The sequence below is a fragment of the Tessaracoccus sp. O5.2 genome (genome assembly GCF_964266725.1).
In the GTDB taxonomy this organism is placed as follows: domain Bacteria; phylum Actinomycetota; class Actinomycetes; order Propionibacteriales; family Propionibacteriaceae; genus Arachnia; species Arachnia lapidicapta.
In genome coordinates this window covers 25,369-48,455 of sequence record NZ_CAXWGV010000053.1, presented here as the reverse complement: position 1 = coordinate 48,455, position 23,087 = coordinate 25,369, and the positions used below count along the sequence as shown (strand labels likewise).

Below are 23,087 nucleotides of genomic sequence, written 5' to 3'. Positions count from 1 at the left end.
CCATGAACATCTTCTTCCAGGATCCCTGGTGGCTGATCCTCATCAAGGTGGTGGCGGTGTTCGTCATCCTCCTGGTGTGGACCATCTTCAACGTCTGGTACGAGCGGCGCCTCGTCGGCAAGATGCAGCACCGCCTCGGCCCGATCATGAACGGCCCCTTCGGGCTCGGTCAGGCCCTCGCCGACGGCGCCAAGCTGCTGGCCAAGGAGGACTTCCGGCCGAAGAACGCCGACAAGTGGGTGTTCAACCTGGCGCCGATCCTCACGGGTGTCGCGGCCTTCACGACCTGGACGGTCATCCCGTTCGGCGGTGAGGTCGAGATGTTCGGCGTGACGACCCGCCTGCAGGTGACCGACCTGCCGGTGTCGACGCTGTTCATCCTCGCCATCGCGTCCATCGGCATCTACGGCATCGTGCTGGCCGGCTGGGCGGGCAACTCCACCTACTCGTTCCTCGGGTCCATCCGGTCCACGGCGCAGATGATCTCCTACGAGATCGCCATGGGCCTGTCGATGGTGGCGGTGTTCCTCATGGCGGGCACCATGTCCACCTCGCAGATCGTGGAGGCGCAGCGCCAGACGATCCTGTTCCGGGTGCCGTTCACCGACATGACCTTCGACCCGGGCATCACCGGCTGGTACGCCATCTTGCTGTTCCCGTCGTTCGTCATCTACAGCATCTCGATGGTCGGCGAGACCAACCGTGCCCCCTTCGACCTGCCCGAGTGTGAATCGGAGCTCGTCTCCGGCTACCTGACGGAGTACTCCGGCTTCCGCTACGCGATGTTCTTCCTCGCCGAGTACATCAACATGGCCACCGTGTCCGCGGTGTGCACCACGCTGTTCCTCGGCGGATACCTGCCGCCGTGGCCGCTGAACCTCATCCCGTTGTTCAACAACCCGTGGTTCGGGCCCGTGTTCTTCATGATCAAGGTGCAGCTGCTGATCTCGGTGTTCGTGTGGCTGCGCGGCACGCTGCCGCGCTTCCGCTATGACCAGTTCATGGACCTCGGCTGGAAGCGGCTCATCCCGATCTCGCTGGTGTGGATCCTCATGATCGCGATCGCGCCGGGTTACACCATCGGGCTGGGGCTGGCGCTCTTCGTGGCGCTCTACCTCATCCAGGTCTGGCGGGCGGACGCGGTCGCCGCCGAGCCCGAGCATCCGGTGGCCGTCGAGGACCAGGTCTACGATCCCTTCGCCGGCGGCTACCCGACGCCGCCGCGGCCGGGCCAGCTGCTGCCCGAGCTCGCCGGTGTCGTGTCCGGACGCGACGAGACGCCCATGGCCGAGGCCACCGCAGAACGGAAGGATTTCTGATGGGACTGCTCGATCCGTGGGCCGGTTTCGGCGTCACGTTCAACACGATGTTCCGCAAGACGTTCACGCAGTCGTACCCGCACAAGAAGGGCGCGGAGAAGGTCACGATGCCGCGCTTCCACGGCCGGCACCAGCTCAACCGCTGGCCGGACGGGCTCGAGAAGTGTGTGGGCTGTGAGCTCTGCGCGTGGGCCTGTCCCGCTGACGCCATCTACGTGGAGGGCGCCGACAACACCGACGACGACCGCTACTCGCCCGGCGAGCGCTACGGCCGCGTCTACCAGATCAACTACCTGCGCTGCATCTTCTGCGGCCTGTGCATCGAGGCCTGCCCGACGCGCGCGCTCACGATGACGAACGAGTTCAAGATCTCCGACGACACGCGGCTCAAGCTCATCTACGAGAAACAGGACCTCCTGGCCCCGCTGCTCACCGGCATGGAAGAGCCGCCGCACCCGCGCCGCCTGGGCGACGACGAGAAGGTCTACTTCCTCGGCCTGCCCGAGACCGGCAAGCCCGACACGCGCACCGCCACGACGACAGGAGCGGCCCGATGATCCCCCTCATCCCGCTGGTGACCGCCAGCGAGGTCGCCTTCTGGGTGTGCGCCCCGATCGCGGTGCTGTGCGCCCTCGGGCTCCTCCTGTCGCGCAAGCCGGTGCACTCGGCCATCTCCATGGCCGGCGTGATGGTGAGCCTGGCCGTGCTCTACGCGGCCAACGACGCCCCGTTCCTCTTCGTGATCCAGATCATCGTCTACACGGGCGCGATCCTCATGCTGTTCCTGTTCGTCGTCATGCTGGTCGGTGTCGACTCCACCGACTCGGTCGTCGAGACGATCAAGGGCCACCGGGTCTCGTCGGCGCTCGTCGCGCTCGGCGTCGGCCTGCTGCTCATCCTCGGCGTCGGCCAGTTCGCCGTCGGCGGGGCGCCCGCGGGCCTGGAGGCGGCCAACGCGCAGTACGGCGGCAACATCCAGTCGATCGCTGCGTTGCTGTTCTCGAAGTACGTGTTCATCTTCGAGGCGACGGCGGCGCTGCTGATCACGGCGGCCGTTGGCGCGATGATCCTGGCCCACGGCGAGGAGCTCAAGCGCAAGCGGACCCAGCCCGAGATGCTGCAGGACCGCGTCCGGGCGTACGCCGAGGACGGCACCCACCCCGGTCCGCTGCCCAGCTCCGGCGTCTTCGCCCGGCACAACGCGATCTCGACGCCGGCGCTGCTGCCCGATGGCTCCGTCGCGGAGAACTCCATCTCCAAGACGCTGGCCATGCGCGGCGTCATCGTGGACGTCGACGAGCTCCGCGCACCCACCACCAGCGCCTACTCCGCCATCGCGGGGCGCACCGACGAGGTCGAAGGAGACGACGAATGAACCCCGAGGGCTACCTGGTTCTCTCGGCCATCCTGTTCGCCATCGGCGTCGCGGGCTTCCTCCTGCGCCGCAACGCGATCATCGTGTTCATGAGCATCGAGCTGATGCTCAACGCCACGAACCTCGCGTTCGTCGCGTTCGCGAACTACCACGGCAACCTGGACGGCCTCATCGCCGCCTTCTTCGTGATGGTCGTGGCCGCGGCAGAGGTCGTCGTCGGCCTCGCGATCATCGTGGCCGTGTATCGTGCCCGCCGCTCGGCCTCGGTCGACGACGCCAACCTGATGAAGTTCTAAGGGGTCCTCAACCGTGCAACTCCTCGAAAGCGTGTCCGCCCTGTCCGGGGCCGGCATGATGTCCTGGCTGCTCATCGCCGTCCCGCTCGCCGGGGCAGCGTTCCTGCTGCTCGCCGGGCGCCTCACGGATGCCTGGGGCCACCTGCTCGCGACCGCCGCACCCATCGTCTCCTTCGTGCTCGGGCTGGTGCTGTTCGTGCAGCTGCTGGGCTCGGCCGAGGACGCGCGGCACATCGACGTGACGGTCTACGAGTGGATCGCGACCGGGTCGTGGTCGATCGAGTTCGGGCTGCTGGTCGACCCGCTGTCGATCCTGTTCGTCCTGCTGATCACCGGTGTCGGCTCCCTCATCCACGTCTACTCCATCGGCTACATGGCGCACGACGATCGGCGACGCCGCTTCTTCGCCTACCTCAACCTGTTCATCGCCGCGATGCTGACGCTGGTGCTGGCGAACAACTACCTGGTCCTGTTCCTGGGCTGGGAGGGCGTCGGCCTCGCGTCGTTCCTGCTCATCTCGTTCTGGGCGCACAAGCCGTCGGCCGCCGCCGCCGGCAACAAGGCGTTCATCGTCAACCGCGTCGGCGACCTCGGCCTGTCGATGGCGATCTTCACCATGCTGGCCATGTTCGGCAGCGTGAAGTTCGCCGACGTCAACGCCGGCGCCGAGTCCTTGAGCCCCGCCTGGGCAACGCTGATCGGTCTGTTCCTGCTCCTGGGTGCGTGCGGCAAGTCCGCGCAGGTGCCGCTGCAGTCGTGGCTGCTGGACGCCATGGAGGGCCCGACCCCGGTGTCCGCCCTCATCCACGCCGCCACCATGGTCACGGCGGGCGTCTACCTCGTGGTGCGGTCCAACGCCATCTACGCCCAGACGGAGGTCGCCACGACCGCCGTCGCGATCGTCGGCACGGTCACGCTGCTGGCGGGCGCGTGGATCGGCTCGTTCAAGGACGACATCAAGAAGGTGCTGGCCGGCTCCACGATGTCGCAGATCGGCTACATGATGCTCGCGGCCGGCCTCGGCCCCGCAGGCGCCTCGTTCGCCATCTTCCACCTGCTGACGCACGGCTTCTTCAAGGCCAACATGTTCCTCGGCGCCGGCTCGGTCATGCACGGCATGAACGACGACGTCAACATGCGCCACTACGGAGCGCTGGCGAAGTCCATGCGCATCACGTTCTTCACCTTCGCGATGGGCTACCTCGCCATCATCGGCTTCCCGTTCACCTCGGGCTTCTACTCGAAGGACCACATCATCGAGGCGGCGTTCCACGAGAACACCCTCATCGGTGTCCTGGCCCTCATCGGCGCCGGGGTGACCGCCTACTACATGACGCGCCTGATGATGATGACGTTCTTCGGCGCCAAGCGCTGGGAGAAGGACGTTCACCCGCACGAGTCGCCGGCCGTCATGACGGTGCCGCTGATCATCCTGGCGGTGCTGTCCATCGTCGCCGGCCTGTTCTTGAACGGCTGGATCCAGGGCTGGCTCGAGGAGTCGACCGGGCAGCATCCGCACGAGACGGGGCTGCTCACCTTCACCCCCGTCGGCCTGCTGACGCTCGCCGTCGTGGCCGTCGGTGTGCTGATCGGCTGGTGGCTGCACCGTCGCGACATCCCCGTCGACGCCCCGGCCACCGGCAACGTGCTGGTGCTGGCCGGCCGCAACGACCTGTACGGCGACGCCTTCAACGAGTACGCCGTCGTGCGTCCCGCCAAGGGCCTCGCGTCGGGGCTCGCCTGGTTCGACCGCGGCGCCGTCGACGGTGTCGCCATGGGCAGCGCGACGGTGGCCAGCGGCCTCGGTGCGTGGCTGCGTCGCGGCCAGAACGGCTACGTGCGTAGCTACGGCCTGACCCTCGGGGTGGGCCTCCTCGTCCTCGCGATCGTCGTGATCCTCGGGCAGCTGGGCTAAGGAGACCAAGAAGACATGCCATTGCCTCTACTGACCATCCTTGCCCTCGTGCCGCTCGTCGGCTCACTGGTGCTGTTCCTCGTCAAGGGCCAGGCCGGGCGCCTCATCGGCTACGGCATCGCCCTGACCACCGCGGTCCTCGGCGTGCTCGCCGTCGTCCTGCAGGCGCAGGGTGTCCCGCTGGCCGAGGAGGTGGCGTGGATCCCGCAGATCGGCGCCCACTACGCCCTCGACCTCGACGGCATGGGCGCGATCCTCGTGCTCATGACCGTCATCCTGGTGCCCGTCGTCCTGCTGGCCGAGTGGCGCGTCGGCGAGACGCCCGGAGCGCGCTGGAGCGGGACCGCCTTCATGGCGCTGGCCCTCATGCTGCAGTCGTTCGCGCTGTTCGTGTTCATGGCCTCCGACATCCTCCTGTTCTACGTGGCCTTCGAGGCGACACTGATCCCGACCTACTTCCTCATCGGCGGGTTCGGTGGCCCGAAGAGGTCCGCAGCCGCACTGAAATTCCTGCTCTACTCGCTCGCGGGCGGCCTCGTCATGCTGGTCGCCGTCGCCGGCGTCTACGCGGTGACCGCGGCGGCCGGCAGCCCGAGCTTCCTCATAGGCGACCTCGTCGGCGCCGAGATGAGCACCACGACGGCGCGCTGGCTGTTCGCAGGGTTCTTCTTCGCGTTCGCCGTCAAGGCCCCGATGGCGGGCCTGCACACATGGCTGCCCGACGCAGCCGAGCAGTCGACGCCCGGCACCTCGACGCTGCTGGTGGGCGTGCTCGACAAGATCGGCACCTTCGGGATGCTGAAGATCTGCCTCACCGCGTTCCCGGAGGCCAGCCAGTGGGCGACCCCCGTGATCCTCGTGTGGGCGATCGTGTCGGTGCTCTACGGCGCGTTCATGGCGTTCGGCGCCACGGACCTGCTGCGGCTGGTGTCCTACACCTCGGTCAGCCACTTCGGGTTCATGGTGTTCGGCATCTTCGCCCTGACGACGCAGTCGATCAGCGGCTCGATCTTCTACATGTTCAACCACGGACTGTCGACCGCGGCGCTGTTCCTCGTCGTCGGGTTCATGATCCGGCGCCGCGGCTCGCAGCACATAGACGCCTTCGGCGGCGTGCAGAAGGTGGCCCCCGTCCTGGCCGGCGTCCTGCTGATGTCGGGGCTGTCGGCCCTGGCGCTGCCGGGCATGGGCAGCTTCGTCTCCGAGTTCCTCGTCATGGCCGGCGCCTGGCAGCGGTTCCCGGTCTACACCGTCGTCATCACCTTGGGCATGGTGCTCGCGGCCGTCTACGTGCTGCGCATGTACAAGACCACCATGACCGGCCCGGTGACCGAGCAGGTCGCCACCCACGTCACCCACGACCTCAGCGCCCGCGAGAAGGCCGTCGTGGCCCCGCTCCTCATCCTCCTCATCGTCTTCGGGTTCGTGCCGAAGCCGGTGCTGGCCCTGGCTGACGAGACGGCCATGGAGACGATGGCGATCGTCGGCGTCGAGGACCCCGCCCCGCAGGTCAAGGAAGGCAACCGATGATCAACGTGTTGGAGATCGCTGCTCCCACTCTGGAGTGGATGCTGCTGTCGCCGCTGCTGGTGATCCTGGCCGCCGCCTGCCTCGGCGTGCTGGTCGAGGCGCTCGTGCCCCGCGACCTGCGCTACGTCATTCAGGCGGCGCTGGCCGCGCTGGCGGTCGTCGTGGCGCTCGGCCTCACGGTCCTCAACTGGATCCAGGCCGCGCCGCAGATCGCCGCGATGGGCGTCATCGCCGTCGACGGCCCCGCGTACCTGTTCTGGACGCTCCTGCTGGTCTTCGGGCTGGGCGGTGTCGCGCTGTTCGCCGAACGCGGCGTCGGCGCGGGGCAGTCCGCGTTCGCGTCGTCGGCCGCCACGGTGCCGGGCTCGCCGCTCGAGCGGGAGGCCGACAAGCTGCGCCGGGAGCACACCGAGATCTTCCCGCTCCTGCTGTTCTCGCTGTTCGGCATGATGATCTTCGCCGCCGCCAACGACACGCTGACGCTGTTCGTCGCCGTCGAGATCTTCTCGCTGCCGCTGTACCTGCTCACCGGCATGGCGCGGCGTCGCCGGCTGCTCAGCCAGGAGGCCGCGCTCAAGTACTTCCTCCTCGGCTCGCTGGCCTCGGCGATCATGCTCTACGGCGTCGCGCTGCTCTACGGCTACGCCGGCGGCTTCCAGCTCGCCGACATCGACGCGGCCATCACGGCCGGCGCCGGCAGCCAGCCGCTGCTGCTCCTGGGCATGCTGCTCACCTCGGTGGGCCTGCTGTTCAAGATCGGTGCGGTGCCCTTCCACGCGTGGACCCCGGACGTCTACATGGGCGCCCCCTCGCCGGTCACCGGCTTCATGGCGGTGGCCACGAAGACCGCCGCCGTCGCGGCGCTGCTGCGCGTCTTCTACGTCGGCCTCGGCGGTCTGCGCTGGGACTGGCAGCTGCTGTTCGCGGTGGTCGCCATCCTCACGATGCTGCTGGGCTCCACGGTCGCGCTGGCGCAGAACGACATCAAGCGGCTGCTGGCGTACTCGTCGATCGCGCACGCGGGCTTCATCCTCGTGGGTGTCGTCGGCGCGGTGCAGGCCGGCGACGACGTGAGCCTGTCGTCGGTGGGGGCGATCGCCTTCTACCTGCTGACCTACGGCATGGCCACCTTCGGCGCGTTCGCCATCATCATGATGGTGCGCCGCGCGGGTGGTGAGGCGAACAACCTCGACGCATGGAAGGGCCTCGGCCGCCGCAACCCGGTGCTCGCCGCACTCATGACGGTGTTCATGCTGTCCTTCGCCGGCATCCCGCTGACCGCGGGCTTCGTCGGGAAACTCGCCGTGTTCGCGTCGGCGTGGGCGGGCGGCTACGGTTGGCTCGTGCTCGTCGCCGTGGTGGTGAGCGTCATCGCCGCCTTCTTCTACCTCAAGGTCGTCGCGGCCATGTGGTTCCAGGATGCGGACGAGGCGGTCGTCGGCACGGTCGAGACGCCGTCCCTGTGGACGTGGTCCGTGCTCGTGGTCTCCGCCGTGGCGACCGTGGTGCTCGGCCTCATCCCCGGCGGTATCCTCGGCCTCCTGGCCGACGCGGCACAGTTCATCCGCTGAGCCCTGAGACGAGGAGATCCCCTGTGGCGGACGCCACGCTCGATGAGCACCTGACCGCGCTCCTCGACACGTTCGAGGAGCGCTTGGTCGCCACCGCTGTCGCGGGGTCGCCGTTCGTGACGGAGGCGTCGCGGCACATCATCGCCGCCGGCGGCAAGCGGTTCCGGCCGCTGCTCGTGTTCCTGGCCGCGCGCTTCGGCGGGGCGGTCGACGAGGACGATCTGATGCGGGCGGCGCTCGTGATGGAGCTCACTCACGTGGCGAGCCTGTACCACGACGACGTCATGGACATGGCGGACCTGCGGCGCGGGGCGCCGTCGGCCAACCGGCTCTGGGGAAACTCGGTGGCGATCCTGGTCGGGGACTACCTGTTCGCGCGGGCCTCGACGACGGTCGCGGAACTGGGCGTCGAATATGTGGCCCTGCAGGCCGAGACCTTCGCCCGGCTCGTGCAGGGCCAGATCGCCGAGACCAAGGGGCCGGGCCCCGACGAGGACCCGTTGGCGCACTACATCCAGGTGATCGCCGACAAGACGGGGTCCCTCATCGCGGCGTCGGCGCTGTTCGGCGGCATGGTGGCCGGCGCGGACCGGGCGGTCCTGGAGGCGCTGGCGGCGTTCGGCGAGGAGGTCGGCCTGGTGTTCCAGCTGTCGGACGACCTCATCGACATCACGTCGACCAAGACGGGCAAGACCCCCGGCACGGATCTCCGCGAGGGGGTCCCGACGCTGCCGGTCCTGATGTTGCGGGCGGAAAACGACCCGGCGGACGCCGAACTGCTGGCGCTCATCGACGGCGACCTCAGCGACGACGCGGTGCTGGCCGATGTCCTGCGCCGGCTGCGCACGCATCCTGTCATGGGCCGGGCGAAGGCAGAGGTCGAGCGGCGTGCGGACGTCGCGCGAGCCCACCTGGCGCCCCTGCCCGACGGCGAGGCGAAGGATGCGCTGCTCAAGGTCTGCACGGACCTGGTGGACCGCACGGCCTGACCCCGCCCGCCTGACACGCCCCACGCCCCGCCCGGCCCCAGCGACCCGCGGCGGCCCCCCGGCACGACACGCCGTGGAACTCCGGTCCCGACGCCGTGGAGAGGGTCGACGTGCCAGTTGGGCTGTCATTCGTGCCGACGGCCGAGGAGGGTTCAGCCGCCGCCCGCCCCGTCGGACGAGACCTCAGCGAGCGAGGACGTCGGCAGTCATGAGCACGAATGACAGGCCAACTCCGCCGTCGACCGTCTGAAACGACGTCGACGGCGAAGTTTCACGGCGTGTCGTGCCGGGGGAGGCGCGGGGTCACCAGATGGCGACGCGGTCCTGCTCCGGCAGCCAGAGGGCGTCGTCGGGCGCGACGTCGAACGCCTCGTAGAACGCGTCGAGGTTCCGCACGATCTGGTTGCAGCGGAACTCGTTGGGCGAGTGCGGGTCGGTGGCCAGCAGCACCTTCATCGCCTCGGGGCGGCGCTTTCCGCGCCACGCCTGGGCCCAGCCGACGAAGAACCGCTGCGCGGGCGTCAGCCCGTCGACGGGGTCGCCATCGGGGTCGCCGCCGGCGAGCAGCCACGCCTGGTAGGCGATGCCCAGCCCGCCCAGGTCGCCGATGTTCTCCCCGACGGTGAGCTTGCCGTTGACGGAGCCGCCGTCGACGCCCTCGGGCACGAGCCCGTCGTACTGACCGACGAGCCGGTCGGCGAGGGCCTCGAAGGCCTCCCGGTCGGCGGGCTGCCACCAGTCCCGCAGGCGCCCGTCGCCGTCGCAGGTCGAGCCCTTGTCGTCGAAGCCGTGGCCGATCTCGTGCCCGATCACGGCGCCGATCGCGCCGAAGTTGATGGCGTCGTCGGCGTCCGCGTTGAAGAACGGCGGCTGCAGGATCGCCGCGGGGAAGACGATCTCGTTGCGCAGCGGGTGGTAGTAGGCGTTGACGGTCTGCGGGAACATCTGCCACTCGTCGGGGTCGACCGGCCCGCCGATCCGGCTGAGCGTGTAGTCCAGCTCGAACGAGTTCGCGGCGAGCACGCAGGCGACGAGGTCACCCGGCGTCACCGCCAGCGACGAGTAGTCGCGCCACGTGTCGGGGTAGCCCACCTTCGGGGTGAACTGGGCGAGTTTGCGCAGCGCCTCGGCGCGCGTCTCGTCGGTCATCCACGTCAGCCGCTCGATCGACTCCCGGTAGGCGGCCAGCAGGTGCCCCACCAGGGCGTCCATCGCGGCCTTCTTCTCGGGCTGGAAGTGGCGCTCCACGTAGAGGCGCCCGACGGCCTCGCCGACGACGCCCTCGACGAAAGCGATGCCGCGCTTCCACCGCGGCCGCTGTTCCTCGTTGCCGTTGAGGGTCCGCTCGTAGAAGTCGAAGCGCGCCTCGACGAACTCCGCCGACAGGTAGGGCGACAGGCCCGAGACCGCCTTCCAGCGGGCCCAGCTGCGCCAGGCGTCCAGCGGATGCGAGCCCAGCAGCGGCGCCACGCCCTCGAGGAACGACGGCTGGGCCACGATCACCTCGGCCAGCTTCTCCCGCGGGATGCCGGCGCCGTCGACGAAGGCGTCCCAGTCGAACCCGGGCGACATCGCCACCACGTCGTCGTAGGACGTCGGGTTGTACATCGCGCGCAGGTCGCGGCAGCGGACGCGGTCCCAATGCTGAGCGGCGATGGCGGTCTCGAGCTCCATGACGGCGCGCGCCTGCTCGGACGGGTCCTGCAGCCCCGCCAAGCCGAGGACGCGGGCGACGTGGTCGACGTACTTCGCGCGGATCTCGGCGTGGGCGTCCTCGCGGTAGTAGGCCTCGTCGGGCAGGCCCAGCCCGCCCTGCGACGAGAACACGGCGTAGCGCGTCGGATCACCCGGGTCGGACTCCTCGTAGAGGTGAACCAGCGGGCTGAGGCCGTGCCGCAGCGACCAGCCGAGGTGCCGGGCCAGCGCCGCGGGGGAGTCGACGGCGTCGATCGCGTCGAACACCGGCCGCAGCGGGGTGGCCCCGAGCGCGTCCACAGCCTCGACGTCCATGAACGCCCGGTACAGCGTCGCGACCTTGCCCTCGTCGGTCGCGGGATCCGCGGCCGGGAGACCCTCGATGAGCGCCAGCACATCCTTCTCGGCCTGTTCGGCGAGATCCACGAAGCCGCCGGCCGAGGAGCGGTCCGGCGCGATGGGCGCGGTGCTCAGCCAGGTTCCGTTGACGTGGCGGAAGAGGTCGTCCTGCGGGCGGACCCCGCGGTCGAAGTGCTCGAAGGCGATGGCAGCAGTCATGCGCGCCAGCCTAGCGAGCCGACGAAGGGCTGAGGTCAGCGCTCGTCGGCCTCCCATGTGTCCTGGCCCGCGATGACAGCGGCGAGCGCCGCGGCCTGGTCCTCGGCCCGCACGGCGCCGATCTGCTCGCGCACGAGGTCGTCGTAGGCGGGGCGCGGCACCCGGCGGAAGATCCCGATCGGGGCCTGCCGCAGCACGCCCGCCTCCGTCAGTCGCGACAGCGCGAACGCCTGCGACGGGTCGGCGCGCGTCTCGTCGTGCACGACGATGCGCTCCGGGTCCGCCGTCTCGGTCTCCGCGACGCGGATGTCGCCGTCGGCGTCGCGGACGACGCAGAACCGACCGCCGCCGAACACGATCGGTTCCCCGTGCCGCAGCTGGATGAGCGCGCCGTCGGGGCTCTTCAGCGTCGCGAAGGCGTCGTCGTTGAAGATCGGGCAGTTCTGGTAGATCTCGACCAGCGCGGCCCCGCGGTGCTGCGCGGCCGCCGTCAACACCTGCGTCAGGTGCGCACGGTCCGAGTCGATGGTCCGCGCCACGAAGCCGGCCTCGGCGCCCAGCGCCAGCGACACCGGGTTGAATGGGGTGTCCAGGGACCCGTAGGGCGTGGACTTCGTCACCTTGCCGAGTTCCGACGTCGGCGAGTACTGGCCCTTCGTCAGCCCGTAGATGCGGTTGTTGAACAGCAGGATCGTGATGTTGACGTTGCGGCGCAGCGCGTGGATGAGGTGGTTGCCGCCGATCGACAGCGCGTCGCCGTCGCCGGTCACGACCCAGACGTTGAGGTCCGGCCGGGTCACCGCGACACCGGTCGCGATCGCCGGCGCGCGCCCGTGGATCGAGTGCATGCCGTACGTGTCGACGTAGTACGGGAACCGCGACGAGCAGCCGATGCCCGAGACGATGACGGTGTTCTCGCGCTTGATGCCCAGCGTGGCCACCATCGACTGGAACGTCGACAACACGGCGTAGTCGCCGCAACCCGGGCACCAGCGGACCTCCTGGTCGCTGGTGTAGTCCTTCTTGCTGAGCGGCTCGAGGGCGAGCGGCACTCCGGCCAGGCCGTTGGCAGTCATCAGTTCTCCTCCTGGAGGGCGTCGATCTCGGCGATGAGGTCCACCTCGAGCTCGCTGAGCGAGATCGGCAGGCCGCGGACGCGCGAGTAGCTCGAGATCTCGACGAGGTAGCGCGCCTGCAGGATGGTGGCGAGCTGACCGAGGTTCATCTCCGGGACCACCACCTTGTCGTAGGCGCGCAGGACCTCGCCGAGGTTGGCGGGCATGGGGTTGAGGTGCCGCAGGTGAGCGGTGGCGACGGCGCGGCCGCTGAGCCGGACGCGGCGCGCGGCGGCGGTGATAGGACCGAACGTCGACCCCCAGCCGAGGACCAGCACGCGGGCGCTGCCGCTCGGGTCCTCGACGGCGATATCGGGGATGTCGCGCACGATCCCGTCGATCTTGGCCTGCCGGGTGCGGGTCATGTACTCGTGGTTGTCCGGGTCGTACGACACGTTGCCGGTGCGGGCGGCCTTCTCGATGCCGCCGATGCGGTGTTCCAGCCCCGGCGTCCCCGGAACGGCCCAGGCGCGGGCCAGGGTCTCGGGATCGCGCTCGTAGGGGTGGAAGGCGTCCTTACCGGCGTCGTCGGTGGCGTTGACGGCGGTGGCGAAGCCGGGCTCGATGGCCGGGATCGCCGACAGGTCCGGCAGCCGCCACGGCTCCGCGCCGTTGGCGAGGTAGCCGTCCGACAACATGATGACGGGCGTGCGGTACGTGACCGCGATCCGGCACGCCTCGATGGCCGTGTCGAAGCAGTCGGCCGCGGACTTGGCCGCCAGCACAGGGACCGGGGCCTCGCCGTTTCGGCCGTACAGGGCCTGCATGAGGTCCGCCTGCTCCGTCTTGGTGGGCATGCCCGTCGACGGGCCAGAGCGCTGAACGTTGACGATGACCAGCGGCAGCTCGGTCATGACCGCCAGGCCGATCGCCTCGCCCTTGAGCGCCATGCCGGGGCCCGACGTCGTCGTCACGCCGAGCGCGCCTGCGAAGGACGCGCCGATGGCGGAGCCGACGCCCGCGATCTCGTCCTCGGCCTGGAACGTCATGACGCCCAGGTCCTTGCGCCGCGACAGCTCGTGCAGGATGTCGGAGGCCGGCGTGATCGGGTAGGACCCGAGGAACAGCTGCAGCCCGGCCTTCTGGGCGCCCGTGATGAGCCCGTAGGCCGTGGCCAAGTTGCCCGAGATCTGCCGGTAGCGGCCCTTCTTCATGGGGGCGGGTGCGACGTGGTAGCGCACCTCGAACGCCTCCGTCGTCTCGCCGTAGGCGTAGCCGGCCTTGAACGCGGCGATGTTGGCGTCGCGGATCGTCGGCTTCTTGGCGAACTTCTCGCTGAGGAACGACAAGGTGCCCTCGGTGGGCCGCGAGTACAACCAGCTGAGCAGCCCCAGAGCGAACATGTTCTTGGTGCGCGACGCGTCCTTGCGGGTGAGGTCGAACTGCGACACCGCCCCGGTCGCGAGCCCCGTCAGGTCCAGGGCGTGCACCGAGTAGTTGCTGAGGCTGCCGTCCTCCAGCGGGTTGTGCGCCCAGCCGATCTTGGCCAGGTTGCGCTTGGTGAAGTCCGCGGTGTCGACGATGATGACGCCGCCGCGCGGCAGGTCGCGCAGGTTCGCCTTCAGCGCCGCCGGGTTCATGGCCACCAGCACGTCCGGCACGTCGCCGGGCGTCACGATGTCGAAGTTGGCGAAGTGAAGCTGGAAGCTCGACACCCCGGGCAGCGTCCCCTGAGGAGCGCGGATCTCGGCGGGGAAGTTCGGCAGCGTCGCGATGTCGTTGCCGAAGCTCGCCGTCTCGGCTGTGAAGCGGTCGCCCGTCAGCTGCATGCCGTCGCCGGAATCGCCTGCAAAGCGAATGACGACTCGGTCGAGGGGGAGCTGTTCAGCCACGTGGCTCATCTTCCTAGTGTCAGCGACAGGGGACGTCCCGCCATTCTAGGGTTCCGCCGGAAATCCCCACCGCTGCACGCTTGCGCTGACAGTGAACGAGCGGAAGTAGACTGCGGCCCATGCTCACCGCGCGGGACTGGTTCGACGACGGGCGCGTCTACGTCGTCGACGTGCCGTTGGCCTGCTGCGCGCTCGAGACGCAGGCCGCCGCGCAGGGCCGGCCGGCGGTGGAGCTGTCGGCCGTGCCGGCCGGGGCCACCGTCGTCGTCGCGTTGTCGGGAACCATCACGCACCCGGTGCTGCCGGCGATCCGGGCCGTGCTCGACGCGGTGCCGGCCCCCCGTCGGGTGGTCTCCTTCGGGGCGTGTGCCTGCGTCGGCGGGCCGTACTGGGACTCCTACTCGGTCGTGCCGGGGGCGGGGTCGCTCGTCGCGGTCGACCACGTCATCGCGGGCTGCCCGCCGCCGCCCGAGGCGTTGACCGGCTACCTGGAGGAGGTGCGCCGTGAGCTCCTCGACTGACCGGCAAGTGGAGGTGGTCGCCCCGGAACGGTGGCAGTCGCGGGTGGCGGAGCTGCGGGCCGCCGGCTTCGAGCTGCTCGTCACCCTCACCGCCGTCGATGAGGTGGGCCGCTCGGACCACATCCGGGTGCTGCTGCGCGTCGAGAACCCGGTCGACGGCGGACAGGCCCGCCTCGCCGTCCTGGTGCCGCGCGAGGCGCCCAGCCTCCCCGACGTCGCGGACGTCTACCCGGGCGCGGCGTGGCTGCAGCGCCAAGTGCACGACTTCTTCGGCGTCGAGTTCCTCGGCGGCGACAACCGCCCGCTCATCCACCACGGCGGGGGCGCGCCCATGCGCAAGGACGTGCTGCTGGAGCCGCGCCAGACCCGCCACTGGCCCGGGGCGCTGGAGCCGGGGGAGTCGACCCAGTCCCCGTCGCGCCGCAAGCTCGTCCCTCCGGGGGTCCCCGACCCTGCCGTGCTCACCGACCCCGCCGCCACGGCGGCCGATGTCGCGTTATCTGCCACCGGCGCGCGCGTCAGGAGGGCCCGATGACCGCCCCCCACGGCTCCATCGCGCTCATCGAGGAGCGCTGCACCTCGTGCGTGATCTGCGCCCGCGAGTGCCCCACCTGGTGCATCACGCTCACCTCGCACATGGAACAGACCGTCCCCGCGCCCGGCGCGCGCCCGCGGACCCACAACGTGCTCGACACCTTCGAGATCGACTGGGCCCTGTGCATGTACTGCGGAGTCTGCATCGAACAGTGCCCGACGGAGGCGCTGGAGTGGGGCGGGGCGCACGTGCCCTCGGCGGACAGGCTGCAGGACCTTTTGCACGGCCGCGAGCAGCTGGCCCCGCGACAGGAGGGTGGTGCGTAGCCGCCTCGCGCAGGCGACCCGGGACCTCCGCCTGGCCGCGTCGACCCGCGCCGTGTGGTTCGGCTTCCTCGGCAGCCTCGGCATCCTGCTCGGCTCGCTCAGCCCCGCCTACCTGCCCCAGGCCTCTCCCGTGTGGGATGTGCTGCGCGCGTGGGGCATCGACGGCACCACGACGAAGATCCTCGGCACCGTCGCGACGCTGCTCGGCCTCGCCCTGCTGCTGGAGGCCTGGTTCCGGCTGCGTCCCGCCCGGCGCCGGGCCATGGGGCAGCCGCAGCTGCGGCACTGGGCGGTCCTGGCGATCGTTGCGGCGCCGTTGGTGTTCGGGCCGCCGATCTTCTCCCACGACGCGTACTCCTACGCGGCGCACGGCTGGCTCATCCACAACAACCTCAGCCCCTATCAGGTGGGCCCGGGCATCCTGCCCGGCTACTACGCCGACCAGGTCGCGTGGGTGTGGCGGGAGACGACAGCCCCCTACGGCCCGCTGTCGCTGTGGATGAGCCACGGCATCGTGATCCTGGCCGGCTTCGACCCGTTCCTCTCGGCGGTGCTCATGCGGGCCCCTGCCCTGGCCGGGGTGATCCTCATCGGCGCCCTGGTGCCGCGCATCGCGCGCCGGGTCGGCGTCGATCCGGCGGCCGCGAGCTGGTTCGCCGTCCTCAACCCCATCCTGATCATCGACTTCGTGGGCGGCGCGCATAACGACGCGAGCATGGTGGGGCTCATGCTGCTCGGCATCTGGGTGGCCATGGCGCGGGGGCGCTGGTGGCTCGGCGCGCTCGTCGTCGGAGCGGCGGCGGCCATCAAGCAGCCGGCTTTCATGGCGGCGGTGGCGCTGCCGTTCCTCGTCACCCCGTGGACGTCGTGGCGGCCGCGGCCGCTCGCCTGGGCGGCGCTCAAGGCGCTGGCCTCCCTGGCGCTCTCCGTGGGGGTGTTCGCCGGGATCTCGGTCGTCTCCGGGATGGGGTTCGGCTGGATCAACGCGGTCAACGTCCCCGGCATGGCCGAGACAGTGTCGCCGTTCACCCTCATCGGCCACCTGTTTCAGTTCCCGGCCTCGGCCTTCGGCTGGGACCCGAGCGGCCGCGCCGTGATCACGGTCAGCCGGGCCGTCGGGGCCGTCGTCGGCGTTGTGGGGATCGCGGTGCTGGCGTGGCGGCATCTCGGCCGGCGCCCGCTCACGTTCCTCGCCTACGGCTTACTGTGGTTCGCGCTCACGGCGCCGGCGCTGCACTCCTGGTACCTGCTGTGGGGGGCGGTCCTGCTGCCGATGGCGCACCCGTCGTCGAAGACGCTGCGCTTCGCCATCGTCGTGACGGTGGTGCTGCTCGGGTTCGCCGCGATGACCTTCGGGCTGCGCAACGGGCCGTGGATGCTCGTGCTCATCCTGTTCGGCGCCGTGTACTGGATCATGCACACCCACGAGCTCAGCCAGCCCATGGACGAGCCGCGGCCGCTCAGCGTCTGAGGGCCGCCGTGTCGTAGTCCGCGACGACGGGGGAGTGGTCGCTGATCCGGTCCTCGTAGCTCGCCTCCCGGCCGACCCAGGCCGCCGTCGCGCTCCGGGCCAGGGCCGCGGAGGCGAGGTGGTAGTCGATGCGCCAGCCGGCGTCGTTGGTCCACGCCTGGCCGCGCCACGACCACCACGTGTAGGGGCCGTCGGCCTCCGGATGGAGCTGGCGCATGACGTCGACGAGGCTCCGGGCGCCCAGGATGGAGCCGAACCACTCGCGCTCCTCGGGGAGGAAGCCCTCGGAGCGCTGGTTGGTCCGCCAGTTGCGCAGGTCCTGGCGGGTGTGCGCGATGTTGAAGTCGCCCATGACGAGGAACTCGCGGCCCTCCGCCGCCGCCTCGCGCCGCGACGCCGTCAGCAGGCGGGCGAAGCCGCGCATGAACCGCATCTTGCGCAGGTACTTCTCCTCCGAGCCCTCCTCGTGTGGCCACGCGGCCCCCTTGGGCAGGTACAGCGACGCCACCCTGACCGGCGCGTCCGCGAGGTCGACCTCCAGGTAGCGGCCCTCGGTGGCGAAGCGCGCCAGGTCGCGGTTGACGATCCGCTCGGCCGGGACCGCCTCGGGGACGAGACCAGGGCCGAACTGGTAGGCCGTGCCGTCCAGCGCGCGCACCCGGGCCGGCTTCACCCGGGTCAGCACCGCGACCCCGTTGCGGCCGGGGAGGAGCCCCGTGTCCAGGGTCACGTGATAGTCGGCGAAGGCCTCCAGCGGCAGGTCGTCGACGCGGCAGCGCACCTCCTGCAGCGCCACGACGTCGGCCCCGGTCTCGTCCCAGTAGCGGCGGAACCCGCGCCGCAGCGCCGCCCGGATGCCGTTGACGTTATGGGTGCCGATCCGCATCCCGGCGTCAGCGGTAGTTGACGAACTGGACGGCGAAGTCGTAGTCCGCCTCCTTGATCATCCGCTGCGCCTCCTGCAGGTCGTCGCGGCTCTTCGAGGAGATCCGCAGCTCCTCGCCCTGGATCTGGCACTTGACGCCCTTGGGCCCCTCGTCGCGCAGCAGCTTGGAGATCTTCTTGGCGTCCTCCTGCTTGATGCCCTGCTTCGTGGTCGCGGTGATCTTCCACAGCTTGCCGGACACGCGCGGCTCGCCGGCCTCCAGCGCTTTGAGGCTGACGCCGCGCCGCACCAGCTTCGACTGGAAGACGTCGAGGATCGCCTTGACCCGCTCCTCGGACACCGCTTCCATCTCGATCGACTCGCCGGACCAGGCGATCCGCGCGTCGGTGTTCTTGAAGTCGAAGCGCTGTCCGACCTCCTTGACGGCCTGGTTGAGGGCGTTGTCGACCTCCTGACGGTCGACCTTGCTGACGACGTCGAACGAGCTGTCTGCGGCCATGGGGCGCCTCCTTGGGGTCATCTGGTGGACCCCGCCATTGTGCCAGCAGGGGGCGCGTTGGCGCTGCGGGCGAGCCGCTGCTATGCTCGGGCGTCGCCGGGACAGCCCGGCTTGGCAGGTTGCCCGAGTGGCCAAAGGGAGCGGTCTGTAAAACCGTCGGCGTAGCCTACGTTGGTTCAAATCCAACACCTGCCACTGAGGCCCCGAACCGGATTGGTGCGGGGCCTCAGTCATTTCTGCCGACAGAGAGGGGCCGACGATGGCCACCCCGCACATCGCCTGTGAGCCGGGGGACATCGCCCCGCTCGTCATCATGCCCGGTGACCCGAGGCGCGCCGAGCGCATCGCGAAGACCCGGATGGCCGACGTCCGGCTGGTGTCCGACGTCCGCGGCATCGCCGCCTGGACCGGCACGGTCGACGGCGTCCCCATGACCGCCATGGCGTCGGGCATGGGAGTGCCGTCGCTGTCGATCTACGCCACGGAGCTCTACTCGCAGTATGGCGTGCGCCGCATCTGCCGGGTCGGCACGTGCGGCGGCATCTCCTCCGACGTCGCCGTCCGCGACGTCATCGTCGCCGCGGCCGCCCACACGAACTCGGCGGTCGCGACCATCGACGTGCCCGGGGTGTCGCTGTCCCTGGCCGCGTCCTACGACATGCTGCGCGGCGCCGTCGAGTTCGCCAGGGCCGAGGACCGCACCGTCCATGTGGGCGCCGTCTACACCAGCGACCTCTTCTACTCCGCGCGCACCGACATCATCCCGGCGCTGGACCGGCTCGGCACCCTGGGCGTCGAGATGGAGGCGGCCGGGCTCTACGCGTGCGCGATGGCCAACCGGGCCGAGGCCCTCGCCGTCCTCACGGTCTCCGACCACCTCAAGGACGGCTCGGCGGACCTGACGGCCGACGAGCGCGAGACCCTGTTCGAGGGCGCCCTCGAGGTCGCGATCGCCGCGCTCAAGGGCTGACCGGGCGCCGCGCGACCGGCCCTCCAGGGCGACGTCGGGGCGGATTTGTCGAGCCCGTCGCGGTCCGTGTATGGTTGGTCGTCGGCTGGCCCCTATAGCTCAGTAGGCAGAGCGTCTCCATGGTAAGGAGAAGGTCTGCGGTTCGATTCCGCATGGGGGCTCGGTTCCCTCCTGCACCACCAGGGGGGAACTCCTGACGGGGTAGCTCAGTCGGTAGAGCAAGCGGCTCATAATCGCTGTGTCGCGGGTTCAAGTCCCGCCCTCGTCACCAAAGCCCTCGCCCGAGCGCTCCGTGCGCAAGCTAGCTAAGGAATGTGAACATGGCCAAGAAGGCTCAGGACGTACGTCCGAAGATCACGCTCGCCTGCACCGAGTGCAAGGAGCGCAACTACATCACCAAGAAGAACCGCCGCAACGATCCCGATCGTCTCGAGCTCAAGAAGTTCTGCCCGCGCTGCCGCACCCACCGCGCGCACCGCGAGACCCGCTGAGCCGCGGCCACCAGCTGCCGGAACCGGCCGTGCCCCCTGGGGCCGGCCGGTTCTGTCGTTCCCGGGCCAGGGGCGCCCAGGGGTAGCCTTACCCCCATGCCCATCTCCGCCGAGCACGTCGGCCGCCGGTATCCCGCGGCCCCGCCCTACGTGGTGAGCCGCGCCAAGATCGCCGAGTTCGCCGCCGCGCTCCTCGACTACAACGCCGCCTACCGCGGCGAGCACCCCGTCGCGCCCCCGACGTTCGCCGCCGTCATCGCGGCCCAGGCCTGGTCCGCGCTGTTCGACGACGACGAGTTGGGCCTGGCGCTGAACCGCACCATGCACACGGACCAGACCTTCACGTTCCACCGGCCGCTGCGCCCCGGGGACCACGTCGTGGCCGAGCTGAGCATCGAGAAGGTGCGGGCCCGCGGCAGCCTCGACATGATTACGGTGCTGGTCGACCTCACCGTCGACGGCGAGGCCGTCTGCGAGGCCCGCTCCACCCTCATGCACACCCGGGAGGACTGACGATGTCGCACGTCTCCGTCGGACAGCAGCTCCCCGAGGTGCGGGCCCGCGTCACCCGATCGACGGTCGTCCGGTACTCGGGCGCGTCCACCGACTTCAACGAGATCCACTTCTCGGACCGGCACGCGCGCGCCATCGGCCTGCCAGGCGTCGTGGCCCACGGCATGTGGACCATGGGCGCGGGCCTGCGGGTGGTCACCGACTGGGTCGGCGACCCCGCGCGCGTCGTCAGCTACTTCGTCCGCTTCACCCGCCCCGTCGTCGTGCCGGACACCGATGAGGGTACCGAGGTCGTCTACACGGGCTCGGTCACCGCGGTCGCGGACGGGATCGCCACGGTCGCCCTGACCGCCACGTGCGGCGACGACGCCGTCCTGGGGGCGGCGCGGGTCGAGGTCCGCGTTGACTGAGTGCCGGATCGACCGCCTGTCGGTGGCCACGCCCGCGCCGGAGGTCGCCCGCTCGTCGCGGCTGGCGGACCACACGACGCTGCGCGTGGGCGGTCCGGCCCGCCGGTTCGAGGTCGCCACGACCGAACGCGACCTCATCGACGTCGTGTCCGACTGTGACGCCCGCGGCGAGCCGGTGCTCGTGCTCGGCGGCGGCTCCAACCTCCTGGTGGCCGACGAGGGCTTCCCCGGCACCGTCGTCCGGGTCGCTACGACGGGGCTCGACGCGGATGTCTCCACGTGCGGCGGCGCCGCGGTGCGGGTCGCTGCGGGGGAGACGTGGGACGACGTCGTCGCCCACGCGGTGACGCAGGAATGGAGCGGCGTCGAGATGCTCTCCGGGATCCCGGGCAGCGTGGGCGCCACGCCCATCCAGAACGTCGGCGCGTACGGCTCCGACGTGTCGCGGACGGTCACGTCCGTGCGGACCTGGGACCGGGTGGCCGGCGCGCAGCGCACGTTCGCCGCGTCCCACTGCGGCTTCGGCTACCGGACCTCGCGGTTCAAGCGCGAGCTCGGCCGTTACGTGGTCCTCGAGGTCGGCTTCCAGTTCCCCCTGGGGTCGTTGGGGCAGCCGATCGCGTATCCCGAACTGGCCGCTCACCTGGGCACGGACGTGGGTCGGCGCGTCCCGGCGGCCGACGTGCGCGCCGCGGTGCTGGCCATCCGCCGCGCCAAAGGCATGGTCCTCGACGACGCCGACCATGACACCTGGAGCGCCGGCTCGTTCTTCACCAACCCTGTGCTGACCCCTGAGGAGGCCGAGCGCCTCCCGGTGGAGGCCCCGCGGTTCTCCGCCGAGGGCGGCACCGTCAAGACCAGCGCCGCGTGGCTCATCCAGCACTCCGGGTTCACCAAGGGCCACGGCACCGCGCGCGCCGCCCTGTCGACCAAGCACGTTCTGGCGCTCACCAACCGGGGCGACGCCACCGCCGCGGACCTGGTGGCACTGGCCCGCGAGGTGCGCGACGGCGTGGAGGCACGCTTCGGCATCCGGCTGGTCCCCGAGGTCAACCTCGTCGGCGCCAGTCTTTGACGGCGCCTCAGCCCTGGGCCAGGACGGACTCCGCGGCCGCGACATAGCCCGCCGCGAAGGCGTGGGCGGCCAGCCGGAGGGCCTCGCGGCCGGGCAGGAACGCGCCGTGGTGCAGGCCGATTCCGTCCACCCGGCCGGTCCCGACGAACGACATCACCGACGCCGTCGCCAGGCCGTACTCACCGAAGTCGTCGGAGCCGCACGACCGGAAGGGGCTCTCCGCCACGGTGACGCCGGAGCCGGTCAGCAGGGCGTCCAGGCGCCGCACCAGGCCGGGGTCGTTGACCAGCGCGGGGCCACCGTGGATGAAGCGGACCGTCGCCGCGGCGCCCCGGCCCAGGGCGATCGACTCCGCCGTCCTGGCCACCGCCTCGTGCAGGAGGTCGCGGTCGGCGTCGGAGAACGTGCGAAGCGTGCCGCGGCAGCGTGCCTCGTCGGCGATGATGTTGGGCGCCGTGCCGCCCGAGATCTGTCCCACCGAGACGACGGTGGCGTGCGTGGGGTCGATGATGCGGCTCGGCAGCGCCGCGACGGCGGTGACGATGTCGGCCAGGGCGAGGATGGGGTCGATGGCCACGTGCGGGTAGGCGCCGTGCCCGGGCCGGCCGCGCACGATGATCTCGAACTCGTCGAAGGCCGCGTTGACGGCCCCCGCGCCGGTCGAGACGACGCCGCGCTCGACGCCCGGCTGCACGTGGACCCCAATCATGGCCTCGACCTCCTGGTCGTCCAGGAGACCCGAGGCCACGACGTCGCCGGCGCCCGACGGGCTGACCTCCTCGCGCGGCTGCAGGATCGGCACGAGTCCCACCGGGAGCTCGAGGTCCCGGGCCGCGGCCAGGACCGCCCACAGTGCGCCCAGGTGCACGTCGTGCCCGCAGGCGTGCATGATGCCGGGGCGCCGCGACGCCCATTCGATGCCGGTGACCTCCGTGACGGGCAGCGCATCGAGCTCGGCGCGGAGCCCCACGGCGGGCCCGGTCGGACCGAGCCGGGCCCAGGCGCCGCTGTGCGCGACGGGGGACCAGCGCAGCCACTCCGTGGACCGCTCGAACGCGTCGCGAGTGGGCTCCTCCTCGCCGCTGAGGTGCGGCTCCGCGTGGATCGCGCGGCGCAGCGCCGCCGCGTCGGGCAGGGCGCGGTCGATGCCTTCGAGCAGGGCGCTGAGCAGGGCCGACGTCATGACCAGCCAGTC

General features: G+C 70.4%; 23 protein-coding genes and 3 tRNA genes. 20 read left to right on the top strand and 6 right to left on the bottom strand.

All coding sequences use genetic code 11. The features are described from left to right. Positions 1–2 precede the first annotated feature (2 nt). Genes nuoH through ACFQPD_RS12800 form a run of 8 tightly spaced genes read left to right on the top strand, consistent with a single transcriptional unit; the run spans position 3 to position 8,995 of the window. The gene (nuoH, locus tag ACFQPD_RS12835; protein WP_385901127.1) at positions 3–1,319 is read left to right on the top strand and encodes an NADH-quinone oxidoreductase subunit NuoH; all 1,317 of its coding nucleotides are present in this window, start codon (positions 3–5) and stop codon (positions 1,317–1,319) included. Then, complete coding sequence (nuoI, locus tag ACFQPD_RS12830) at positions 1,319–1,876, top strand: NADH-quinone oxidoreductase subunit NuoI (protein ID WP_068752622.1); 558 nt, start codon at positions 1,319–1,321, stop codon at positions 1,874–1,876. The genes nuoH and nuoI overlap by 1 nt, the downstream gene beginning before the upstream one ends. Beyond that, positions 1,873–2,694, top strand: a complete 822-nt coding sequence (locus ACFQPD_RS12825) for an NADH-quinone oxidoreductase subunit J (protein ID WP_385901125.1) — start codon at positions 1,873–1,875, stop codon at positions 2,692–2,694. The genes nuoI and ACFQPD_RS12825 overlap by 4 nt, the downstream gene beginning before the upstream one ends. Next, positions 2,691–2,990, top strand: coding sequence for an NADH-quinone oxidoreductase subunit NuoK (nuoK, locus tag ACFQPD_RS12820; protein ID WP_068752620.1), 300 nt, complete (start codon positions 2,691–2,693; stop codon positions 2,988–2,990). The genes ACFQPD_RS12825 and nuoK overlap by 4 nt, the downstream gene beginning before the upstream one ends. A 55-nt stretch (positions 2,991–3,045) precedes the next feature. After that, positions 3,046–4,905, top strand: coding sequence for an NADH-quinone oxidoreductase subunit L (gene nuoL / locus ACFQPD_RS12815; RefSeq protein ID WP_385901233.1), 1,860 nt, complete (start codon positions 3,046–3,048; stop codon positions 4,903–4,905). Positions 4,906–4,920: 15 nt separating this feature from the next. Then, complete coding sequence (locus ACFQPD_RS12810) at positions 4,921–6,435, top strand: NADH-quinone oxidoreductase subunit M (protein WP_068752619.1); 1,515 nt, start codon at positions 4,921–4,923, stop codon at positions 6,433–6,435. Beyond that, positions 6,432–8,006, top strand: a complete 1,575-nt coding sequence (nuoN, locus tag ACFQPD_RS12805; protein WP_385901123.1) for an NADH-quinone oxidoreductase subunit NuoN — start codon at positions 6,432–6,434, stop codon at positions 8,004–8,006. Before ACFQPD_RS12810 ends, nuoN begins: the two co-directional genes overlap by 4 nt. Before the next feature lie 23 nt (positions 8,007–8,029). Further along, positions 8,030–8,995 carry a polyprenyl synthetase family protein gene (locus ACFQPD_RS12800; protein WP_385901121.1) on the top strand — a complete coding sequence of 322 codons (966 nt, stop codon included), beginning with the start codon at positions 8,030–8,032 and terminating at the stop codon, positions 8,993–8,995. 303 nt (positions 8,996–9,298) lie between these two features. On the opposite strand, the gene ACFQPD_RS12795 is transcribed toward ACFQPD_RS12800, so the two are convergent. Genes ACFQPD_RS12795 through ACFQPD_RS12785 form a run of 3 tightly spaced genes read right to left on the bottom strand, consistent with a single transcriptional unit; the run spans position 9,299 to position 14,204 of the window. Continuing rightward, positions 9,299–11,248: a M13 family metallopeptidase gene (locus ACFQPD_RS12795; protein ID WP_385901119.1), complete on the bottom strand. Its 1,950-nt coding sequence runs from the start codon at positions 11,246–11,248 to the stop codon at positions 9,299–9,301. A 35-nt stretch (positions 11,249–11,283) separates the two neighbouring features. Next, entirely contained in the window at positions 11,284–12,324 is a 1,041-nt protein-coding gene (locus tag ACFQPD_RS12790; protein WP_385901117.1) for a 2-oxoacid:ferredoxin oxidoreductase subunit beta, read from the bottom strand. Continuing rightward, complete coding sequence (locus ACFQPD_RS12785; protein WP_068752614.1) at positions 12,324–14,204, bottom strand: 2-oxoacid:acceptor oxidoreductase subunit alpha; 1,881 nt, start codon at positions 14,202–14,204, stop codon at positions 12,324–12,326. Before ACFQPD_RS12785 ends, ACFQPD_RS12790 begins: the two co-directional genes overlap by 1 nt. Before the next feature lie 110 nt (positions 14,205–14,314). On the opposite strand from ACFQPD_RS12785, the gene ACFQPD_RS12780 reads away from it, so the two are divergent. Genes ACFQPD_RS12780 through mptB form a run of 4 tightly spaced genes read left to right on the top strand, consistent with a single transcriptional unit; the run spans position 14,315 to position 17,048 of the window. Beyond that, positions 14,315–14,716 carry an NADH-quinone oxidoreductase subunit B gene (locus ACFQPD_RS12780; RefSeq protein WP_068752613.1) on the top strand — a complete coding sequence of 134 codons (402 nt, stop codon included), beginning with the start codon at positions 14,315–14,317 and terminating at the stop codon, positions 14,714–14,716. Then, on the top strand, positions 14,700–15,251 hold the full coding sequence (locus tag ACFQPD_RS12775) for an NADH-quinone oxidoreductase subunit C (RefSeq protein ID WP_078920166.1): 552 nt from the start codon (positions 14,700–14,702) through the stop codon (positions 15,249–15,251). The genes ACFQPD_RS12780 and ACFQPD_RS12775 overlap by 17 nt, the downstream gene beginning before the upstream one ends. Further along, positions 15,248–15,577, top strand: coding sequence for a 4Fe-4S binding protein (locus ACFQPD_RS12770; protein ID WP_385901114.1), 330 nt, complete (start codon positions 15,248–15,250; stop codon positions 15,575–15,577). Before ACFQPD_RS12775 ends, ACFQPD_RS12770 begins: the two co-directional genes overlap by 4 nt. Continuing rightward, on the top strand, positions 15,570–17,048 hold the full coding sequence (mptB, locus tag ACFQPD_RS12765; RefSeq protein WP_385901113.1) for a polyprenol phosphomannose-dependent alpha 1,6 mannosyltransferase MptB: 1,479 nt from the start codon (positions 15,570–15,572) through the stop codon (positions 17,046–17,048). Before ACFQPD_RS12770 ends, mptB begins: the two co-directional genes overlap by 8 nt. Here mptB and ACFQPD_RS12760 read toward each other — a convergent pair. Both ACFQPD_RS12760 and ACFQPD_RS12755 read right to left on the bottom strand, forming a co-directional pair. Then, positions 17,038–17,934, bottom strand: a complete 897-nt coding sequence (locus ACFQPD_RS12760; RefSeq protein ID WP_385901111.1) for an exodeoxyribonuclease III — start codon at positions 17,932–17,934, stop codon at positions 17,038–17,040. The two genes, mptB and ACFQPD_RS12760, sit on opposite strands and share 11 nt — an antisense overlap. 7 nt (positions 17,935–17,941) lie before the next feature. Beyond that, positions 17,942–18,433, bottom strand: a complete 492-nt coding sequence (locus ACFQPD_RS12755; protein ID WP_068752609.1) for a YajQ family cyclic di-GMP-binding protein — start codon at positions 18,431–18,433, stop codon at positions 17,942–17,944. 113 nt (positions 18,434–18,546) lie between these two features. Between ACFQPD_RS12755 and ACFQPD_RS12750 the strand changes: the two genes are divergently transcribed. The 8 genes from ACFQPD_RS12750 to ACFQPD_RS12715 all read left to right on the top strand — a co-directional run bounded on the left by ACFQPD_RS12750 (position 18,547) and on the right by ACFQPD_RS12715 (position 21,892). Beyond that, positions 18,547–18,628: transfer RNA gene (locus ACFQPD_RS12750), tRNA-Tyr, on the top strand. A 64-nt stretch (positions 18,629–18,692) separates the two neighbouring features. Next, positions 18,693–19,403 (top strand): purine-nucleoside phosphorylase, encoded by a 711-nt coding sequence (gene deoD / locus ACFQPD_RS12745; RefSeq protein ID WP_385901109.1) that lies wholly within the window; start codon positions 18,693–18,695, stop codon positions 19,401–19,403. An 88-nt stretch (positions 19,404–19,491) separates the two neighbouring features. Then, a tRNA-Thr gene (locus tag ACFQPD_RS12740) sits at positions 19,492–19,564 on the top strand. A gap of 34 nt (positions 19,565–19,598) precedes the next feature. Further along, positions 19,599–19,674: transfer RNA gene (locus ACFQPD_RS12735), tRNA-Met, on the top strand. Between the two features lie 49 nt (positions 19,675–19,723). Continuing rightward, a complete protein-coding gene (gene rpmG / locus ACFQPD_RS12730; RefSeq protein WP_068752607.1) occupies positions 19,724–19,894 on the top strand; it encodes a 50S ribosomal protein L33 in 171 nt (56 codons plus the stop codon). Positions 19,895–19,990: 96 nt separating this feature from the next. Beyond that, positions 19,991–20,407, top strand: coding sequence for a MaoC family dehydratase N-terminal domain-containing protein (locus ACFQPD_RS12725; protein ID WP_385901108.1), 417 nt, complete (start codon positions 19,991–19,993; stop codon positions 20,405–20,407). Between the two features lie 2 nt (positions 20,408–20,409). Beyond that, entirely contained in the window at positions 20,410–20,817 is a 408-nt protein-coding gene (locus ACFQPD_RS12720) for a MaoC/PaaZ C-terminal domain-containing protein (RefSeq protein WP_385901106.1), read from the top strand. 7 nt (positions 20,818–20,824) lie between these two features. Continuing rightward, entirely contained in the window at positions 20,825–21,892 is a 1,068-nt protein-coding gene (locus ACFQPD_RS12715; RefSeq protein WP_385901232.1) for a UDP-N-acetylmuramate dehydrogenase, read from the top strand. Between the two features lie 7 nt (positions 21,893–21,899). On the opposite strand, the gene ACFQPD_RS12710 is transcribed toward ACFQPD_RS12715, so the two are convergent. Further along, the gene (locus ACFQPD_RS12710; protein WP_068752604.1) at positions 21,900–23,075 is read right to left on the bottom strand and encodes a M20 family metallopeptidase; all 1,176 of its coding nucleotides are present in this window, start codon (positions 23,073–23,075) and stop codon (positions 21,900–21,902) included. Positions 23,076–23,087 lie beyond the last annotated feature (12 nt).

Excerpts from the sequence above, each read along its gene's own strand:
- nuoH (WP_385901127.1), top strand. The coding sequence starts at position 3 with ATGAACATCTTCTTCCAGGATCCCTGGTGGCTGATCCTCATCAAGGTG.
- nuoI (WP_068752622.1), top strand. The coding sequence starts at position 1,319 with ATGGGACTGCTCGATCCGTGGGCCGGTTTCGGCGTCACGTTCAACACG.
- ACFQPD_RS12825 (WP_385901125.1), top strand. The coding sequence starts at position 1,873 with ATGATCCCCCTCATCCCGCTGGTGACCGCCAGCGAGGTCGCCTTCTGG.
- nuoK (WP_068752620.1), top strand. The coding sequence starts at position 2,691 with ATGAACCCCGAGGGCTACCTGGTTCTCTCGGCCATCCTGTTCGCCATC.
- nuoL (WP_385901233.1), top strand. The coding sequence starts at position 3,046 with ATGATGTCCTGGCTGCTCATCGCCGTCCCGCTCGCCGGGGCAGCGTTC.
- ACFQPD_RS12810 (WP_068752619.1), top strand. The coding sequence starts at position 4,921 with ATGCCATTGCCTCTACTGACCATCCTTGCCCTCGTGCCGCTCGTCGGC.
- nuoN (WP_385901123.1), top strand. The coding sequence starts at position 6,432 with ATGATCAACGTGTTGGAGATCGCTGCTCCCACTCTGGAGTGGATGCTG.
- ACFQPD_RS12795 (WP_385901119.1), bottom strand. The coding sequence starts at position 11,248 with ATGACTGCTGCCATCGCCTTCGAGCACTTCGACCGCGGGGTCCGCCCG.
- ACFQPD_RS12790 (WP_385901117.1), bottom strand. The coding sequence starts at position 12,324 with ATGACTGCCAACGGCCTGGCCGGAGTGCCGCTCGCCCTCGAGCCGCTC.
- ACFQPD_RS12785 (WP_068752614.1), bottom strand. The coding sequence starts at position 14,204 with ATGAGCCACGTGGCTGAACAGCTCCCCCTCGACCGAGTCGTCATTCGC.
- ACFQPD_RS12780 (WP_068752613.1), top strand. The coding sequence starts at position 14,315 with ATGCTCACCGCGCGGGACTGGTTCGACGACGGGCGCGTCTACGTCGTC.
- ACFQPD_RS12770 (WP_385901114.1), top strand. The coding sequence starts at position 15,248 with ATGACCGCCCCCCACGGCTCCATCGCGCTCATCGAGGAGCGCTGCACC.
- ACFQPD_RS12760 (WP_385901111.1), bottom strand. The coding sequence starts at position 17,934 with ATGCGGATCGGCACCCATAACGTCAACGGCATCCGGGCGGCGCTGCGG.
- ACFQPD_RS12755 (WP_068752609.1), bottom strand. The coding sequence starts at position 18,433 with ATGGCCGCAGACAGCTCGTTCGACGTCGTCAGCAAGGTCGACCGTCAG.
- deoD (WP_385901109.1), top strand. The coding sequence starts at position 18,693 with ATGGCCACCCCGCACATCGCCTGTGAGCCGGGGGACATCGCCCCGCTC.
- rpmG (WP_068752607.1), top strand. The coding sequence starts at position 19,724 with ATGGCCAAGAAGGCTCAGGACGTACGTCCGAAGATCACGCTCGCCTGC.
- ACFQPD_RS12725 (WP_385901108.1), top strand. The coding sequence starts at position 19,991 with ATGCCCATCTCCGCCGAGCACGTCGGCCGCCGGTATCCCGCGGCCCCG.
- ACFQPD_RS12720 (WP_385901106.1), top strand. The coding sequence starts at position 20,410 with ATGTCGCACGTCTCCGTCGGACAGCAGCTCCCCGAGGTGCGGGCCCGC.
- ACFQPD_RS12710 (WP_068752604.1), bottom strand. The coding sequence starts at position 23,075 with ATGACGTCGGCCCTGCTCAGCGCCCTGCTCGAAGGCATCGACCGCGCC.